The sequence below is a fragment of the Mesorhizobium sp. M7A.F.Ca.US.010.02.1.1 genome (assembly GCF_004023085.1).
Classification (GTDB): domain Bacteria; phylum Pseudomonadota; class Alphaproteobacteria; order Rhizobiales; family Rhizobiaceae; genus Mesorhizobium.
On sequence record NZ_RZRV01000030.1, the window covers coordinates 1 to 16,173 of the forward strand.

Annotated in this window: 16 protein-coding genes and 1 pseudogene; 12 read left to right on the plus strand and 5 right to left on the minus strand. The window is 64.2% G+C overall.

Translation table 11 applies throughout. The annotated features are described in order from the left end of the window. The 3 genes and pseudogenes from EOA19_RS24675 to lpxK all read left to right on the plus strand — a co-directional run. Positions 1-370 (plus strand): annotated as a pseudogene (locus EOA19_RS24675) (hypothetical protein); the annotation flags it as partial. Then, complete coding sequence (waaA, locus tag EOA19_RS24680) at positions 367-1,683, plus strand: lipid IV(A) 3-deoxy-D-manno-octulosonic acid transferase (RefSeq protein WP_128305059.1); 1,317 nt, start codon at positions 367-369, stop codon at positions 1,681-1,683. The pseudogene EOA19_RS24675 and the gene waaA, both read left to right, overlap by 4 nt. Before the next feature lies 1 nt (position 1,684). Further along, positions 1,685-2,710: a tetraacyldisaccharide 4'-kinase gene (gene lpxK, locus EOA19_RS24685; RefSeq protein WP_128305060.1), complete on the plus strand. Its 1,026-nt coding sequence runs from the start codon at positions 1,685-1,687 to the stop codon at positions 2,708-2,710. Positions 2,711-2,831: 121 nt separating this feature from the next. Here the strand turns inward: lpxK and EOA19_RS24690 are convergent, their stop codons facing one another. Next, a complete protein-coding gene (locus tag EOA19_RS24690; protein ID WP_031213688.1) occupies positions 2,832-3,065 on the minus strand; it encodes a DUF2093 domain-containing protein in 234 nt (77 codons plus the stop codon). 125 nt (positions 3,066-3,190) lie between these two features. Here EOA19_RS24690 and EOA19_RS24695 point away from each other — a divergent pair, with 125 nt between their 5' ends. After that, a complete protein-coding gene (locus tag EOA19_RS24695; RefSeq protein WP_128305061.1) occupies positions 3,191-3,778 on the plus strand; it encodes a hypothetical protein in 588 nt (195 codons plus the stop codon). Between the two features lie 39 nt (positions 3,779-3,817). Here the strand turns inward: EOA19_RS24695 and EOA19_RS24700 are convergent, their stop codons facing one another. Next, positions 3,818-4,744 (minus strand): LysR family transcriptional regulator, encoded by a 927-nt coding sequence (locus EOA19_RS24700; RefSeq protein ID WP_128305062.1) that lies wholly within the window; start codon positions 4,742-4,744, stop codon positions 3,818-3,820. 91 nt (positions 4,745-4,835) lie between these two features. On the opposite strand from EOA19_RS24700, the gene EOA19_RS24705 reads away from it, so the two are divergent. From EOA19_RS24705 to EOA19_RS24720, 4 genes are all read left to right on the plus strand, one after another. Then, a complete protein-coding gene (locus EOA19_RS24705; RefSeq protein WP_128305063.1) occupies positions 4,836-5,729 on the plus strand; it encodes a DMT family transporter in 894 nt (297 codons plus the stop codon). Positions 5,730-5,813: 84 nt separating this feature from the next. After that, positions 5,814-6,689, plus strand: coding sequence for an alpha/beta hydrolase (locus EOA19_RS24710; protein ID WP_128305064.1), 876 nt, complete (start codon positions 5,814-5,816; stop codon positions 6,687-6,689). 58 nt (positions 6,690-6,747) lie between these two features. Then, complete coding sequence (locus EOA19_RS24715; RefSeq protein ID WP_023813566.1) at positions 6,748-7,074, plus strand: hypothetical protein; 327 nt, start codon at positions 6,748-6,750, stop codon at positions 7,072-7,074. A 12-nt stretch (positions 7,075-7,086) separates the two neighbouring features. Next, positions 7,087-7,977, plus strand: coding sequence for an EamA family transporter (locus EOA19_RS24720; RefSeq protein ID WP_023813567.1), 891 nt, complete (start codon positions 7,087-7,089; stop codon positions 7,975-7,977). A 72-nt stretch (positions 7,978-8,049) separates the two neighbouring features. Here the strand turns inward: EOA19_RS24720 and mutL are convergent, their stop codons facing one another. Both mutL and EOA19_RS24735 read right to left on the minus strand, forming a co-directional pair. Further along, positions 8,050-9,924 carry a DNA mismatch repair endonuclease MutL gene (mutL, locus tag EOA19_RS24725; RefSeq protein ID WP_128305109.1) on the minus strand — a complete coding sequence of 625 codons (1,875 nt, stop codon included), beginning with the start codon at positions 9,922-9,924 and terminating at the stop codon, positions 8,050-8,052. 276 nt (positions 9,925-10,200) lie between these two features. Beyond that, positions 10,201-11,103, minus strand: a complete 903-nt coding sequence (locus EOA19_RS24735; protein ID WP_128305065.1) for a LysR substrate-binding domain-containing protein — start codon at positions 11,101-11,103, stop codon at positions 10,201-10,203. A 90-nt stretch (positions 11,104-11,193) separates the two neighbouring features. Here EOA19_RS24735 and EOA19_RS24740 point away from each other — a divergent pair, with 90 nt between their 5' ends. The 4 genes from EOA19_RS24740 (at position 11,194) to EOA19_RS24755 (ending at position 15,628) form a co-directional block, all read left to right on the plus strand. Next, positions 11,194-12,744 carry a trimethylamine methyltransferase family protein gene (locus EOA19_RS24740; protein WP_128305066.1) on the plus strand — a complete coding sequence of 517 codons (1,551 nt, stop codon included), beginning with the start codon at positions 11,194-11,196 and terminating at the stop codon, positions 12,742-12,744. A gap of 42 nt (positions 12,745-12,786) precedes the next feature. Next, positions 12,787-14,436 carry an ABC transporter substrate-binding protein gene (locus tag EOA19_RS24745; protein ID WP_128305067.1) on the plus strand — a complete coding sequence of 550 codons (1,650 nt, stop codon included), beginning with the start codon at positions 12,787-12,789 and terminating at the stop codon, positions 14,434-14,436. A gap of 96 nt (positions 14,437-14,532) precedes the next feature. Beyond that, positions 14,533-15,012 (plus strand): DUF3828 domain-containing protein, encoded by a 480-nt coding sequence (locus EOA19_RS24750; protein WP_128305068.1) that lies wholly within the window; start codon positions 14,533-14,535, stop codon positions 15,010-15,012. Positions 15,013-15,016: 4 nt separating this feature from the next. Next, positions 15,017-15,628, plus strand: a complete 612-nt coding sequence (locus EOA19_RS24755) for a hypothetical protein (protein ID WP_128305069.1) — start codon at positions 15,017-15,019, stop codon at positions 15,626-15,628. A gap of 9 nt (positions 15,629-15,637) precedes the next feature. Here EOA19_RS24755 and queF read toward each other — a convergent pair whose 3' ends face one another. Then, positions 15,638-16,099: a preQ(1) synthase gene (gene queF, locus EOA19_RS24760; protein WP_128305070.1), complete on the minus strand. Its 462-nt coding sequence runs from the start codon at positions 16,097-16,099 to the stop codon at positions 15,638-15,640. Positions 16,100-16,173 lie beyond the last annotated feature (74 nt).

Sequence of the window (16,173 nt, forward strand, 5' to 3'; positions counted from 1 at the left end):
GGGTGGGGCAAAAGCGCTTATCGCCCTGAAAAAGTCGCTCGCCGTCGGCAAGAACGTCGCCATGATCGCAGATATTCCGCACGGCACGCCGCGAGACGCAGGGCTTGGCATCGTTCTCCTGGCCCGCCTCTCGGGCCGGCCGCTTGTGCCCGTCGCCATCACCACCAGCCGCCGCAAGGTGCTGGAGAAGAGCTGGGACAAGACCACCATCAACCTGCCGTTCGGCCGTTCGTCGATCGTCATCGGCCAGCCGATCTTCGTGGCGGCCGGCGCCGATGACGCCGAAATGGAACGCAAGCGCCAGGAAGTGACGACTGCGCTCAATGCCGCGACTGCCGAGGCCTACCGTCTCGTGGATGCTCCGCGATGAGCGGCCGCTGGGCACGGGCCATGCTGTCGGCTTACCGGTTCGCGGGTGCGGCAGCCTATCCGCTGGTCGGGCCCTATGTTGCCTGGCGCACCTCGCGCGGCAAGGAAGACCGCTACCGCCGCCGCGAGCGCTATGGCGTCGCCGGCCGCGCGCGCCCCGACGGGCCGGTGATCTGGATCCACGCGGCGAGCGTCGGCGAGACCATAGCCGTCGTGCCGCTGGTCGAAAGCATTCTCGACTACGGCGTCAACATCGTGCTGACGACCGGCACGGTCACCTCGGCGCAGGTCGCCGATGAGCGTCTCGGTGATCGGATCATCCACCAATACGTACCGCTCGATCTCAAGCCGGCGGTCAGCCGGTTCCTCGATCACTGGCAGCCGGATCTGGCGATCATCGCCGAATCCGAGATCTGGCCGATGACCATCCTCGAGCTTGGCGCGCGCCGCGTGCCGCAGGTGCTGGTCAATGGCAGGCTGTCCGACCGCTCGTTCAAGTCGTGGAAGAAACGGGCCAACATCGCCGAGGCGTTGTTCGAGAACCTGGCTCACGTCGTGGCGCAGTCGGATGTCGATGGCGAGCGGTTTCTGGCGCTAGGCGCGCGGCCGGTCACCGTGTCGGGCAATCTCAAGGTCGATACCTCGCCGCCGCCCGTCGACGAACGGGCGCTGGCGACGCTGCGGCGGCAGGTAGGCACGCGCCCGACCTGGGCGGCGATCTCGACCCATGACGGCGAGGAAGTGGTCGCGGCTGAAGTCCACGCGACGCTGCACAAACGCCACCATGGTCTCCTGACGATCGTCGTTCCGCGTCATCCCGATCGCGGCGAGGCGCTTGCGGCGCAGATTTCCGGCATGGGCCTGAAGGTCGCGCGGCGCAGCAAGGGCGACAGGATCGCCGCCGACACGGATATATTGCTCGGCGACACGATCGGCGAGATGGGGCTCTATCTCCGGCTGACCGAAATCGCCTTCGTCGGCCGCTCGCTGACCTCCGAGGGTGGCCAGAACCCGCTGGAGCCGGCCATGCTCGACACGGCGGTTCTCGCCGGGCGCAATGTTCAGAATTTTCGCGAGGCCTACCAGCGTCTCCTCGACAGCGGCGGCGCCAAGCTGGTGCGCGATCGCGACATGCTGGCCGGCGCCGTCAATTTCCTCCTGACCAACGAAGTGGCGCGCCACGAGATGATGGCGGCGGGTGTAGCGACCGTCGACGAAATGCGCGGCGCGCTGGCGCGCACGCTGAAATCGCTTGAGCCCTACATCCAGCCGCTGGTCGTCAAGTCGCGCCTGAAGGGCGCGAACGGGCGCTAGCGTGGCCTCCGAAGCACCACCATTCTGGTGGGAAGAGCCGGACTGGCGGGTCTTGGCGCTGTCGCCGCTATCGGCCATCTATGCCGCCGCCGCCGGTCGCGGCATGCGGCGGGCCAAGCGCGAGAAGATCGAAGCACCCGTTCTGTGCATCGGCAATTTCACGGTTGGCGGCACCGGCAAGACACCGGTGGCCATCGCGCTCGCCGAAAAGGCCAAGCGCATGCATCTGAAACCCGGTTTTCTGTCGCGCGGCCATGGCGGCTCCTTCGCCGAGCCGCATGTCGTCGATATCCATCACGACAGCGCCAGGCATGTCGGCGACGAGCCGCTCCTGTTGGCCGAACACGCGCCGGTGGCGGTGACGCCGAATCGTGCCGCCGGCGCCCGGCTGCTGCTGGAACGGAATGGCTGCGATTTCCTGATCATGGATGATGGCTTCCAGAGCGCCCGCATCCACATCGACTATGCGCTGGTCGTCGTCGATGCGCGCTATGGGATCGGCAATGGCCGCGTCATTCCGGGCGGTCCGCTCAGGGCCAAAATCGTCGACCAGCTGGTCTTCACCAGCGGGCTGTTGAAAATGGGCGAGGGCATCGCCGCCGACAGCGTGGTCCGCCAGGCGGCACGCGCCGGCCGGCCAATCTTCGAGGCCCATACAGAGCCAAGCAGCAAGGCAGGGCTTGCCGGCAAGCGGTTCCTCGCCTTCGCCGGTATAGGCCATCCCGAGAAATTCTTCGACACGGTGCGCGAAGCCGGCGGCGAACTGGCGTTGACGCGGCCGTTTCCGGACCATCATTTCTATGCCGAGGACGAACTTGCCGAGTTGGCGGCGACCGCGCACGCCGAAGGGCTGGTGCTCATCACCACCGCCAAGGACGCCGCCCGGCTGCGCCACGGCGCCTCACAGGACTTCCTCGACCGGCTCGAGGTGCTCGAGATCGACACGGTCTTCGAACTCGACCACGTTCCCGAGCGCATCATCGACGAGACGCTCGATGCCTGGCGCCAGCGCAAGCTGAAGGGCTAAAGCAATTCCAGGAAAAGTGTGAAACGGTTTTCCTGGGAAAAAGCGCATAGCGCTTTCCCTTGGGAATTGCGTCAAACAAAGAGCTGGAGCGGTTCGCCGTTCCGTGAAACGGGGAACTGCTCTAACCGCGCTTACGCAGCTCCGGATGCATTTCGATTTCGCGGCGCAGCGAGGCGGTGGCGCTGATGTAGGGCTCCTGCCTGGCGACGCTCCAGTATTTCAACTCGTCGAGCGGAATGCTTTCGCCTGTCACCGCGCAACGCACGAACGCGCCGGGACTGGTAACCTGGAAGTCGCCATCCAGATAGCGGATGCGGGCTTCCTTGCCGCCGGGGCCTTCGAAACGGTTCATCATGCGGGGACGCCAGGGTTCATGAGGATTTCATCGCCATAAATTCCCGGCGAGGTCAAGCATGCGACAAGCCTGAGACAATGCTGAACGCTTATTGTGAGGCGGAAAAATGGTGTTGGCAGGCCGCAATGGACATTTCCTCCACTCGTCTTCCCGCCTTGCTCAGGGAAGTGATGACGCCGCAGGTAGTGCCCTCGGGGCAGGCTGATCCAGTCATGACGGCACTGGTCAAGGCGCTGGTCCAGCCGCCGGCGCCGTCTCTGCTCGCACAACAGACAGCGCCAGCGCTGTTGACTTTGCCGGCCGCGCCGATGGCCGTCAAATCGCAGCAGATCGCATCGGCTGGCATCGTCGATGCCTATCTTGCCCAACTTGAGACGGGCGAAGAGGCGGCGTTGGCAACGATCGCGGCGAGAAAGGCAGAACCCGAAGCCGAAACGCTGCGAGCCTTCTTGCCGCCTTCGACAACGGCCAATGACAATGCCCCTGCCAAGGTTGCGGGGCTGTCATTGCTGTCGCTTATCCCGCCGCAGGCTCCAGTCCCGCGCAACGCTGCCGCCCTGGGTACATTGGCGGGCAGGCACAGGCCGGCCAATCAATCCCATGGTGCGGTGCCGAACCCTGAGCAGTTGCTGGTGAAAATTGGCTTTGTTTCGATAATGGCCGGTTTTCTGGGAGCCGTGATCCTCGGGTTCGTTCTGTTGTTGCTTCGCTGAGCTTCGAATCGGCCGGTTCTCGATATATGTCCGAGAGGCCTATCGCTCGGCTTCGATAAACGCCTCGATCTTGTCCGGAGCCAGCCCGGCCTCTGCCGCGATGCGGCGGGCGAGGTCGGCGGCTGCGGCACGCGGCCGCCCGATCGGCCGGTCAAGCCAGTAGGACACCGGATTGAGCGCGGTGCGCTCATCGACGGGAGTGATGCGGCCCGATTGCAATTGATGCCCGGTCAGGGGTGGGCGTGCCAGCGCGATGCCCAGCCCATAGGCGGCGGCGTCGAGCACCAGATTGTAGTCCTCGAAGCGGCGGTCCTGCGGGCGCGGGCGATAATCCATGCCTTGCGCGGCAAACCAGGCGCGCCAGGCAGACGCGTCGGAATCGTTGATCAGCGGATATTTGAGCAGCCGGGCCGGGTCGCCGCGGCCGATCTCGCGGGCAAGCCCGGGTGACGCGACGGGGAAGACATGTTCCTCGAAAAGCTGCACCGAGACGCGGCCCGGAATGCCGCCGCGTCCACAGCGGATGGAGAGATCGATGCCCTCATCGGCAAGGTCGGCCTGGCGGATGTCGACATCGAGCACGATGCGCAGCTTCGAGGGATTGTTCTCCAGAGCCGCCATGCGCGGCATCAGCCACAGTCCGCTGACCGAGGGGATCGAGGTCAGTCGCACCACGGCGGTGCCACGCGGCTCGACCCAGCGGTCGGAATGGGTCGATATCAGCGCAAAGGCTTCCGCCGTGCGCAGATGCAGCCGGTTCCCCTCGATCGTCAGCGAGACGCCGCGCGCACCACGGTCGAAGACTTTCAATCCCAGCCAGTCCTCGAGCTTGGCGATCTGCCGGCTGACGGCGCCATGGGTGATGTTGAGCTTTTCGGCGGCCGCCGAAAAGCTGCCTGTCCGCGCCGCCGCATCGAAGGCGCGGAGCGTCTCGAGCGGCACCATTGTGTCCGAGCTGTGATCCATAGTCACAGGTGATCCTCGATTTGGTCGTTTGTCAACCGGCCTGAAATGGCGTTTTCTGCCTCTCAGGACCGAAGAATGCGAGGGCAGTGAGATGAGCGCGATGACGGGCACGTTGAATTCGACACAGCGGATGGACACCACGGCAGCCATTGCTGTCGCGCTGACGGTGGTCGGCTGGGCTTCTGCCTTTCCCGCCATCCGAGCCGGTCTCGCCGCCTTCGGGCCGCTGGAATTGGGTGCATTGCGCTTTGCCATCGCCGCGGTGCCGGCGGCGATCTTCCTGGCCGTCAAGCGCCCGGCGCTGCCCAGGCTCGACGAAGTGTGGCGCTTGGTCTTCGGCGGCGCCATCTTCGTCGCGCTCTACACCGTCATGCTCAATTTCGGCGAACTGACCGTCTCGGCCGGTGCCGCCGGCTTCATCATCAATGTCAGCCCGATCTTCACCGCCATCATGGCGATGGTCCTGCTGGGCGAGCGCTTTTCGGGCATGGCCTGGGCCGGCACGGTGATTTCCTTCGCCGGCATAGGCGTCATCGCCATGGCCGACGGGCATGGCCTGTCATTTAACACCGGTGCTCTTCTGGTGCTTGGCTCGGCCTTGTGCTCGGCCGTCAACACCATCGTCCAGAAGCCGCTGTTTGCCCGCCATCATCCGTTGACCATTTCGGCTTCGAACATGGTGCTCGGCGCACTATGCCTGGCGCCCTTCCTGCCGTCGGCCTTTTCGCAGGCGGCGGTTGCCGACACGGCAGGCCTCGGCGCCGTCATCTTTCTCGGCATCGTGCCCAGCCTCATCGCCTATGCCGCCTGGGCGACCGCGCTGTCGCGTCTGCCCGCCGCACGTGCCTCCAACTTCCTCTATCTGGTCTCGCCGATGTCCGCGCTGATCGGCTTCTTCTGGCTGGGCGAAGTCCCCACGCTGCTCGGCATAATCGGGGGCGCGCTGGCCCTGGGCGGTGTCATCGTGGTGAATTTGAAGAGATGAATATTGCCGTCCGTCCGCTTCCCTCATTCGGAACGATCCCTCGGTCAAAGGCGTTTAGCCGGTGTTTATTCGACGGAGGTCCGAATGCCGGGTGCAACGACGCACCGACGCATGCAACTGGATGATCTATCCATTTTCTATCGCGAGGCAGGGCCGCCAGAAGCACCTGTCTTGCTCTTGCCGCACGGCTATCCCTGCTCTTCGTTCCAATTCCGCCGACTGATGCCGGCGCTCGCCGACCGCTGGCGAACGATTGCATTCGACTGGCCGGGCTTCGGATACAGTGGCACACCAGATCCGGCCGCCTTTGGCTATGATTTCGACGCCTATTCCGACGTGCTTTCCAAACTTGCCGGTGAATTCGGTCTCGAACGCTACGCCTTGTGGCTGCATGATTATGGCTCGCAGATAGGACTCCGGCATGCGATCTCGCACCCGGAGCGGATCAGCGCCCTGATCATCCAGAACGGCGACATCTACGAAGACGTGCTTGGACCCAAATACGCCACGATCAAGGCTTGGTGGACCGACAAGTCGCCCTACAAGCACCGTCCGCTCGAGGCCGCCGTGAGCGAGGACGGGTTCCGGGGCGAGTTCATCGGGGAAGTGGCTGACGACGTTGCAATCCGCGTGCCGCCCGATCTCTGGAGCCTTCACTGGCCATTGATGAACACGCCGGTTCGTCGGCAGATCGCCGTCGGTCTGATGGAGAAGCTGGAAGCCAATCTCAATTGGTTTCCGCGTTACCAGGCTTATTTGCGTGAACACCACCCGCCCACGCTGATCGTTTGGGGGCCAGAGGACGGCTATATGCCCGCGGCGTCGGCGCGGGCCTATAATCGCGATCTGCCCGATGCGGAACTGCATCTGATCGAGGGGGCGGGTCACTGGCTGCTCGAGACACATTTCGACGACGCGCTGCCGCTGGTCCGCGATTTCCTGGCTCGTGTTCACGCCTGATCTCACCCGGCGTCGCTTGCTGCGCTCAGTTGTTGTCCCCTGTCTGAAGGAGAACCTCATGCCGACCAAACCGACCATCGCGCGCATCTGGCGCGGTCGCACCCGCCGCGACGTCGCCGACGCCTATGAGCCATACCTGCGTGCCGAGGGTATTCCGCCCCTTGAGAAGACGGCGCTTGGCGTCCAATTGCTGCGCGAAGACCGCGATGCCGAGACGTGGTTCACAACCATCTCGTATTGGGCCGACATGCAAGCGATGACGGCCTTTACCAGAGGCGAACCGACCAAAGTCCATCATCTGGACCGCGATGCCGAGTTCCTGATCGAGCTGCCGGAGCGGATCGACATCCACCGGATACTTGTCGATCGTCAGGGACTGCGCTGAGCGGCGAATCTGGTGGTTCGCAATCTCGCCTTCTTCGCGGTGATGTCGCTGATCTGGGGGCTGACCTGGGCGGCGATCAAGCTCGGTCTCAATGACGTGCCTCCGCTACTGCTGGCGGCGGCGCGCTATTTGCTGACCGCCGCGCTTCTGGCAACAGCGGTGCGTGGAGCCGGCGCGGCATTCGCCCACGGGCGAACGGGGCGGACGGTGGTCTCGGCATTGCTGGTCAATACCGGCACCTACGGTCTGCTTTTCTGGGGAATGCAGCACGTGCCCTCGGGATTGTCGGGGCTGGTCAACCTGGCGCTGATCCCGATCCTGCTGTTCGCGATTGCCGCATTCACCGGCGAGGAGCGACCGACCTGGCGCCACGCTTCCGCGCTCGCTATCGGCAGCATCGGGCTGGTTGGGCTGTTCTGGACGCGGCTTGGCGCGGGAAGCGGTTCGAGCGGCATCGGGCTCGCTGCGATCGTCGTTGCGACCGCCTGTTATTGCTTCGGCAGCGTGGTTTCGCGCCCGCTGGTGGGCGCGGTCAAACCACTGGCGCTGACAATGGTCCAGGCTGCGATCGGCGGTGTTGCACTGCTTGCGCTGTCGCTCGTGCTGGAGCCGATCTCGGGTGAGACGCTCGAGGCGCTGCACACGCCGGCCGCCATCGGCAGTCTGCTGTTCCTGTCGCTGTTTGGCACGATCGTCGCCTATACGCTCTATCTCGTGCTGATGCGTGATTGGGGCACCGTCCGTGCCGGGCTCTACGCCTTCGTTTCGCCGATCGTCGCTTTAGCGGCCGGAGCCTGGCTCTTCGGCGAGGCGGTCGGCTGGGCTGAAATCGCCGGTGCGATCCTCCTGCTGGCGGCGGCTGCGATCGCGCTGCTCGGGCCGCCAGGCGAAAATCGCGGGTGACCGCATTGTCGGCCGATCTCCTTGGCTTGCCGGTCTCAAGTGGTGAAGCGATGGCCCGCAATCCGTCCGCAGCTATCGCCGCCCGAAAAGCCGTTCGATATCCGCCAGCTTGAGTTCGATGTAGGTCGGGCGACCGTGATTGCAGGTGCCCGAGCCGGGCGTCGCCTCCATCTGCCGCAGCAGGGCATTCATCTCCTCGGCCTTGAGCAGGCGGCCGGAGCGCACAGAGCCGTGGCAGGCCATGGTCGCGGCTATTTTGTCCAGCCGCTCCTTCAGCGTGTCGACCGTGTCGTTGTCGGCGATCTCGTCGGCGAGGTCGCGCACCAATTGCCCGACATTGGTCTCGCCCAGCATCGACGGCGTCTCGCGCACCGCGACGGCGCCGGGGCCGAAGCGCTCGATGCCGAGACCGAAGCGGGCCAGCGTTTCCGAATGCAGCGCAAGCCGCTCGGCATCCTCCTCCGGCAGGTCGATGATCTCGGGCAGAAGCAGCATCTGCGAGGGCACCGGGCGCGAGTGCAGCGCATTCTTCAGCGCCTCGTAGACCAGCCGTTCATGCGCCGCATGCTGGTCGACGATGATGAGCGAATCCCTGGTCTGGGCGACGATGTAGTTCTCATGCACCTGGGCGCGCGCCGCGCCCAGCACCGCGCCGAGCAGCGTCTCGGCCGCTTCATCCTGCCCTGCGCGTGCATCGGCGCTATGCTGCGGACCGGCATCGAAAGCCGCTTGCTCGTTTTCATGCAAGCCGCGCTGCTGGAAGCCCGCACCCTCGAAACCCATATCGAGCGGCCGCTGCGACGACCGGGCGGGATCGAAGCCGGACGGACCCGAGGCGCGGTAGGCCGCGTCGTAGCTGCGGTGGCCGTTTGCCGCTCCACCGTGGCCGTAGGATGCGGCCCCTGGCCGGAACGCCGCCATCATGCCGGCGGCCCCCGTGGTGGCGGCGCGGACGCCGGCATCGGCCAGTGCCTGTCGGATTGCCCCGACGATCAGTCCGCGCACAAGGCCGGGATCGCGGAAGCGCACATCGGCCTTGGCTGGATGAACATTGACGTCGACGATGGCCGGGTCGAGCGTCAGGAACAGCACCGTCACCGCATGGCGGTCGCGCGGCAGGACGTCGGCGTAGGCACCGCGTATGGCGCCGGCGATCAGTTTGTCGCGCACCGGGCGGCCGTTCACATAGGCATATTGCTGCAGCGCGTTGGCGCGGGTGAAGGACGGGATCGACACGTGGCCGGTCAGATGCACGCCTTCGCGCATCGCGTCGAGGGCAATAGAATTGTCCGGAAAGTCGGCGCCCATCACCTGGGCGACACGGCGCAGGCTGCCTTCCGCGCTGTCATCCGCCGCCGGCAATTCCAGCGTCGAGCGGTCCGAGCCGGCCAGCGTGAAGCGCACGGCGGGGAAGGCGATGGCGATGCGCTTGACCACATCGCTGGTGGCCGAGCTTTCGGCGCGCTCGCCCTTCATGAACTTTAATCGGGCCGGCGTTGCGAAGAACAGGTCGCGCACCTCGACCGTGGTGCCGCGATTGGCCGCCGCCGGCCTGACAGGCAGGACGCGGCCACCCTCGATGCCGATCTCGGCGGCGCTGTCACTTGCTGCCGTGCGCGAGCGGATCGAAAGTCGCGACACCGAGCCGATCGACGGCAGCGCTTCGCCGCGGAAGCCCAGCGAGCGGATGTCGTTGATATCCTCGGTGAGCTTGGAGGTGCAGTGTCGTGCGATCGCCAGCGCCAGCTCCCGTTCGGGAATGCCGGAGCCGTCATCGGTGACGCGGATCAGGTTCAGCCCACCGCCGGCTGTGACGATCTCGACGCGCGAAGCACCGGCATCGAGCGCATTCTCGACCAGTTCCTTGACCACGCTCGCCGGACGCTCGATGACTTCGCCGGCGGCGATCTGGTTGATCATCGTTTCGGAAAGCTGGCGGATGGGCATGGCGCCACTATAGGCGGATTCGACGCCGATGAGAAAGCATTCGATGTCGGCGGAATAGCGATGATGCTGGCGGGACAGCACCCCCCTCTGGCCTGCCGGCCATCTCCCCCGCAAGGAGGGAGATCGGATGTCGCCACGGCTTTCGCCAATCTGCAGCGCTGCAGGAAGGGTGGCGAGGCTGGAACTGCCAATCTCCCCACTTGCGGGGGAGATGTCCGGCAGGACAGAGGGGGGTGCTGTCCCGCCGACTTCCAAGGGACAGGGAGGCACTGCCCCTCACGCCTGAGCCGCCAGCCAGTCTCGCACCTTGCGGGCGTTGTCGCTGAGTTCCCGGTTCTTCGGCCAGACGACATAGAACGCCTTGCCGGTCTTCAGCACATGATCCGTCACCGGCACCAGCAAGCCCGACGCCAGCAACCGCTCGGCGAGGTGCCGCCAGCCGAGCGCGATGCCTTGGCCTTCCATGACGCCCTGAATCACCAGGCCGTAATCGTTGATGCGCAGGCCGCGCGCGGTATCGCTGAGATTGGCGCCCGCCGACTGGAACCATTCGTCCCAGCTGGCCGCCTCGCGATACGGCTCCTCCAGATGGATGAGGCGGTGCGTGGCCAGTTCGGCAGCGGATTTGGGCAGGCCGAACTTTGCCGCATAGCTGGTGCCGGCGACGGGAAATATCTCCTCGTCCGCCAGCGGCAACGAGTGATAGTCCGGCCAGTCCCGCGGCGCGCCGCCGCGCACGCCGAGCGGAATGCCTTCGGCGATGATGTCGAGGTCGCGGTCGGCGGTCTGGATACGCAGATCGATGCCCGGCAGTTCGTCGCGGAACTGCTGCAGGCGCGGCATCATCCAGAACGAACCGAACGCGGTCGAGGCGGCCAGCGTGACATGACCGCCGGTCGCCTGCAGGCGTAGATCCTCCGCCGATTTGCGGATATGCGAAAGCCCAAGCGAGACATCGGCATGGAAGCGCTCGCCGGCCTCGGTCAGGAGAACCTGGCGGTGGCGGCGCTGGAACAGCTTGGCGCTAAGCTGCTCTTCCAGCCCGCGCACGGCATAGGAGACGGCGGCCTGCGTCATGCCGAGCTCGCGGCCGGCGGCGGTGAAGCTCGAAAGCCGCCCGGCCGCCTCGAAGACGATCAGGCTGCCGGCCGAGGGCAGGAGGTGGCGCAGGCTTCGCATAAGCTGAGCTTATACAAGAGATCAGGATTTTCCAGCGTCACATCACCATTTTGTCGCGCTAGGCTCCTTCATGAGTGGAATGGAGTTGCCATGAACGCACCGGCCCCTGAAGTGACCGAACATGCCAACCGCCGCAGTGGCGGCCGCCTGGGGCGCAAGGCGCTGCGCGGAGCCCCCGTAACGTCGTTCCCGACCCTGGTCCGCCAGATCCCCGTCTACCAGATGGTCCCCGATGAGGCGGTCGAACTGATCCACGAGGAGTCGCTCTTGATCCTCGAAGAGGTGGGATGCGAATTCCGCGACGACGAGGCTATCGCGCTGTGGAAGGCGGCGGGCGCGGATGTCTCGGAAACTCGTGTGCGGATCGACCGGGCCCTGCTGATGGAACTGGTATCGAAGGTCCCGTCGGAGTTCACGCTCAATGCGAGGAATCCGCAGCGTACGGTGCGGGTGGGCGGCAACAATACCATCTTCGTGCCGATGTATGGCGCGCCCTATGTGCGTGACCTCGACAACAACAGGCGCTACGGCACGCTGGCCGACCTCAACAATTTCCACAAGCTCGCCTACATGGCGCCGGCGCTGCATTCATCGAGTTCGGTCATTTGCGAGCCGATGGAAATCGCGGTACCGAAGCGTCACCTCCACATCATCCATTCCGCGCTTAAGCATTCCGACAAGCCGTTCATGGGCATCGTCACGTCCAAGGAGCGGGCGGAAGACACGATGGCGATGGCGGGAATCGTGTTCGGCGAGGAGTATGTCCGCGACAATCCGGTCCTGGTGTCGATCACCAACTGCAATTCGCCGCTGGTGTGGGACGCCACCATGCTGGACGCGATGAAGGTCTATGCGCGAAGCAACCAGCCGCTGATCCTCGCACCCTTCGCACTGTGCGGCGCCTCGACTTCGGCGTCCGCCGTGGGCGCGGTTGCGCAGGTCAATGCGGAAGCGCTGGCGGGCGTCGCCTTCACGCAACTGCTGCGCCCAGGGTCGCCGCAGATCTACGGGCAGTTCATGGTCACGGTGGACATGAAGACCGGCGCTCCGATGGGCGGCACGCCCGAGGCGGCGCAGATGATGTATCTGATGGGAGCCTTGGCGCGGAAATACCGGCTGCCGTGGCGCACGTCCGGCTTTCATGTCGGGTCGAAGCTCAACGACGCCCAGGCGGGTTACGAGGCGAACATGCTGATGCATGCCGCCATCCTCGCCGGCGCCAACTATATCTGGCACTCCGCCGGGTGGCTCGAGGCCGGCCTGACCTGCGGCTATTCGAAATTCGCCACCGACTGCGAACAGCTCATCGGCTGGTACAAATATGCCGGCGGTCTGCCGTTCGACGATTTCAAGGAAGCGATGGCGGCCATCCGCGAGGTCGGACCGCAAGGCCATTTCCTCGGCACCCAGCATACGCTCGAACATTTCGAGTCCGCTTTCTTCATGCCCTCGATCATGGACTTCAATTCGTTCGAACAGTGGAAGGCGGAAGGGGCGAAGGACCACGACACGCGCGGCCGCGAGAAGGCGCGCAACATGCTGGCGGATTACGAGGAGCCGAAGCTCGACGAAGGCATCGCCGATGGCCTGATGGATTTCATCGCGCGGCGCGAGGAGAGGCTGCCGGACAGCGTCAGTTGACGCGAAGAACCAAGATCAAAGGGAACCAGACGGGAGGAAAAAATGGCATTCTTCAGAAGCAGTGGTGATCGCGTGCCGAGCGCTATCGAGGCAATGGCGATCGAAGCACGCGCGGGTCGTGTCGACCGGCGCGAGTTCCTGGCGCTGGCAAGCGCCTTCGGCGCATCGACGGCGCTTGCCTACGGCATGATCGGCCTTGCCGTGCCGGATCGGGCCTTGGCCGAAGAGCCGAAGAAAGGCGGAACGCTGCGCGTCTCGATGTCGGTGAAGGGGCAGAAGGATCCGCGCACCTACGACTGGGTTGAGCTGGCGAACATTTCGCGCTGCTGGCTGGAGCCGCTTGTCCGCTACACCAGGCAGTTCACCTTCGAGCCGGTCCTGCTCGAAAGCTGGGATATCAATGACGACGCCACCGAATATGTGCTGCATGTGCGCAAGGGCATCACATGGAACAACGGCGATGCCTTCAACGCCGATGACGTCGCTCACAATCTGACGCGCTGGTGCGAGAAGAATGTCGCCGGCAATTCCATGGCCGCCCGTGTCGGCGCGCTGATCGACGCAAAGACCGGCAAGGCCAGGGATGGCGCGATCACCAAGGTCGACGACAACACGGTCAAGCTGAAGCTAAGCGAACCAGACATTTCACTGATCCCGAATTTCACCGACTATCCGGCACTCGTCGTCCATCGCAACTTCGATGTCGACGGTGCCGATCCGATCAAGAAGCCGATCGGCACGGGCCCGTTCGAACTGGTCTCCTACGATGTCGGCCAGAAGGCGGTCGTCAAGCGTCGTGAGAATGGCAAATGGTGGGGTGGTGAAGCGCCGCTCGACAGCGTCGAGTTCATCGACTACGGCACCGATTTCAACGCCACCGTGAACGCGTTCGAATCCGGTGAGATCGACCTCAATTTCGAGTCGCCCGCCGATTTCATCGACATTCTCGACAAGATGGATCTGGTGAAATCGGAGGTGGCGACGGCGACGACGCTGGTTGCCCGCACCAACATCACTCACAAGCCCTATGACGACAAGCGGGTGCGCAACGCCCTGCAAATGGCCGTCGACAACAATGCGGTCCTCCAACTTGGTTACGCCGGGCGAGGCACCCCTGGTGAAAACCACCACGTTGCCCCGATCCATCCGGAATACTATCCGCTGCCCAAGAAGACACGCGACGCCGCCGGCGCCAAGAAGCTGATGGCGGAAGCCGGACAGGCTGACTTCGAGCATGAGCTGATCACCATCGAGGACGATTGGCAGAAGAATACCGGCGACGCCATTGCCGGCCAGCTGCGCGATGCCGGGATCAAGGTGAAGCGCACGGTGCTGCCGGGTTCGACCTTCTGGAACGACTGGACGAAATATCCCTATTCGATGACGATCTGGTACATGCGTCCGCTTGGCGTCCAGGTGCTGGCGCTCGGCTATCGCACCGGCGAGGCCTGGAATGAATCGGCATATTCCAACCCCGATTTCGACGCCAAGCTCAAGCAGGCGCTATCGCTCATCGACGTGGAGAAACGACGCGAGGTCATGAAGGATGTCGAGCAGATCCTGCAGGATTCGGGCGTCATTATTCAGCCATTCTGGCAGAAGCTCTACAGCCATCAGAACAAGAAGGTGAAGAACTATGGTGTCCACCAGACATTCGAGATGGACCTTCAAAACGTCTGGCTGGACGGCTGAAACAAGGCGCGGCAGGACTTCATGAGCCGCAAAAAAGCCGATATGCAGGATACGTGGTACTGATAGGCTCAAGCCATCAAAAGCCGGAGATTCTGCATGAGACTGACAGTGCTCGTTGCCGCCCTTTCGATAGCCCTGCCGGCCGCCGCCGTCGCCGGACCGGCATCCGACGTGGTGAAGTTCTTCTATGTCCCGGCGGTCAAGTTCGAGGCCGACGAACAATATCGGGACCGGTTCACCGAACCGGTGACGAAACTGTTCGAGCTGAACGACCAGGCAACGAAGAAGAACCCGGACCAGGTCGCCTGCATCGATTTCGATCCTGGTCTCGACGCCCAGGATTTCGATCAGAAAACCGTCTCGAAAACGCTGAAACTGTCTGAGAAGCTGGATGGCGATAACGCACAGGTCACGGCATCCTTCAGCCTGTTCTCCGAGGGCGATGATTCCAAACGTGAAATGCTCTGGTCGCTCAAGAAGATCGACGGCAAGTGGAAGATATCGGATATCGCTTCCAAGACCAGCGACTGGACGCTCAGTGCGCTGGAATGCATGGCCGGCCAGACGCCGGAGTGAAGCGATGGCCCATCGCCGGTTCCTGGCACTGTCGGGTGTGTGCCTGCTGGCGGCTCTGAGCGGCGCCGCCGCGCAAGGCCTGTTGGGTGCGCCGCCGGCAAACGCCCCGGCTGACACCGCGCCGGGCGACAGCGGGGCACCGCCCGCAAATGCACCCGGAACCGGGGTGGAACCGGCAACGCCGCCGGTTGGATGGTCGCCAGCCGAAGCCGCGCCGGCCGCACCGATCCAGCCGGGCTCGCCGACCGCTGTGGTGCGGCCGTTTTACGATCAGGTCGGGCTGGAGATCGATCCAGCCGAGCGCAGCCATTTCATCGATCCGGCCAAAACCGTGCTCGACAAGAGCGACGCCTTGCGCAAATCCGGGCAGGGCGAGTGCCTCGACCCCAACATGGCGCTCGACAATGCCGATTACGACAAGGCCGAGATCGACAAGAGCCTGAAGACGCTCGAGGCGATCAACGGCGACCAGGCCAAGGTCATCGTCGCCTTCGTCATATCGGGCAACCCGCACCGGCTGGAATGGAAATTCAAGAGGGTCGACGGCGACTGGAAGATATCGGACCTGCTGTCGGTGACCGGCGAATGGGCACTCAGCCAATATCAGTGCGAATGATGGGCGAGCTCAACCCCGCCCGCGATAGGGCGCCACCCCGGTGTCGGGCAGCCAGGCGCCTTCGGGCGGAGCGCCGGTTTGCCAGAACACATCGATCGGAATGCCGCCGCGTGGATACCAATAGCCGCCTATGCGCAACCACAGCGGCTTGGTTGCCGCCACGATGCGGCGGCCGATCATGACGGTGCAGTCTTCATGGAAGGCGCCATGGTTGCGAAACGAGGTCATGAACAGCTTGAGCGACTTCGATTCCACCAGAGCCGCATCGGGTGCGTAGTCGATGACGATATGGGCGAAGTCCGGCTGGCCGGTGACGGGGCACAGCGAGGTGAATTCCGGACAGGTGAAGCGCACGATCGCCGGCGGTCCGTCACCACGCGAAAACGGTACGGTCTCCAGGGCCGCTGCTTCGGGGCTTTGTGGCGTCTCGACGTGCGCGCCGAGCTGGGTGAGAGTTTTGGTGTCGATCATGGGCGCAATCCTTGTCGCATGCGCCCGGAGTGCGTGCGGGACGACATGCTTGAAAACGAATTTTGCCGCTCATT

Bases quoted from the DNA above. Each gene is read 5' to 3' on its own strand.
- waaA (WP_128305059.1), top strand. From the start codon at position 367: ATGAGCGGCCGCTGGGCACGGGCCATGCTGTCGGCTTACCGGTTCGCG.
- EOA19_RS24690 (WP_031213688.1), bottom strand. From the start codon at position 3,065: ATGATGAACCGTTTCGAAGGCCCCGGCGGCAAGGAAGCCCGCATCCGC.
- EOA19_RS24695 (WP_128305061.1), top strand. From the start codon at position 3,191: ATGGACATTTCCTCCACTCGTCTTCCCGCCTTGCTCAGGGAAGTGATG.
- EOA19_RS24700 (WP_128305062.1), bottom strand. From the start codon at position 4,744: ATGGATCACAGCTCGGACACAATGGTGCCGCTCGAGACGCTCCGCGCC.
- EOA19_RS24705 (WP_128305063.1), top strand. From the start codon at position 4,836: ATGAGCGCGATGACGGGCACGTTGAATTCGACACAGCGGATGGACACC.
- EOA19_RS24710 (WP_128305064.1), top strand. From the start codon at position 5,814: ATGCCGGGTGCAACGACGCACCGACGCATGCAACTGGATGATCTATCC.
- EOA19_RS24715 (WP_023813566.1), top strand. From the start codon at position 6,748: ATGCCGACCAAACCGACCATCGCGCGCATCTGGCGCGGTCGCACCCGC.
- mutL (WP_128305109.1), bottom strand. From the start codon at position 9,924: ATGCCCATCCGCCAGCTTTCCGAAACGATGATCAACCAGATCGCCGCC.
- EOA19_RS24735 (WP_128305065.1), bottom strand. From the start codon at position 11,103: ATGCGAAGCCTGCGCCACCTCCTGCCCTCGGCCGGCAGCCTGATCGTC.
- EOA19_RS24740 (WP_128305066.1), top strand. From the start codon at position 11,194: ATGAACGCACCGGCCCCTGAAGTGACCGAACATGCCAACCGCCGCAGT.
- EOA19_RS24745 (WP_128305067.1), top strand. From the start codon at position 12,787: ATGGCATTCTTCAGAAGCAGTGGTGATCGCGTGCCGAGCGCTATCGAG.
- EOA19_RS24750 (WP_128305068.1), top strand. From the start codon at position 14,533: ATGAGACTGACAGTGCTCGTTGCCGCCCTTTCGATAGCCCTGCCGGCC.
- EOA19_RS24755 (WP_128305069.1), top strand. From the start codon at position 15,017: ATGGCCCATCGCCGGTTCCTGGCACTGTCGGGTGTGTGCCTGCTGGCG.
- queF (WP_128305070.1), bottom strand. From the start codon at position 16,099: ATGATCGACACCAAAACTCTCACCCAGCTCGGCGCGCACGTCGAGACG.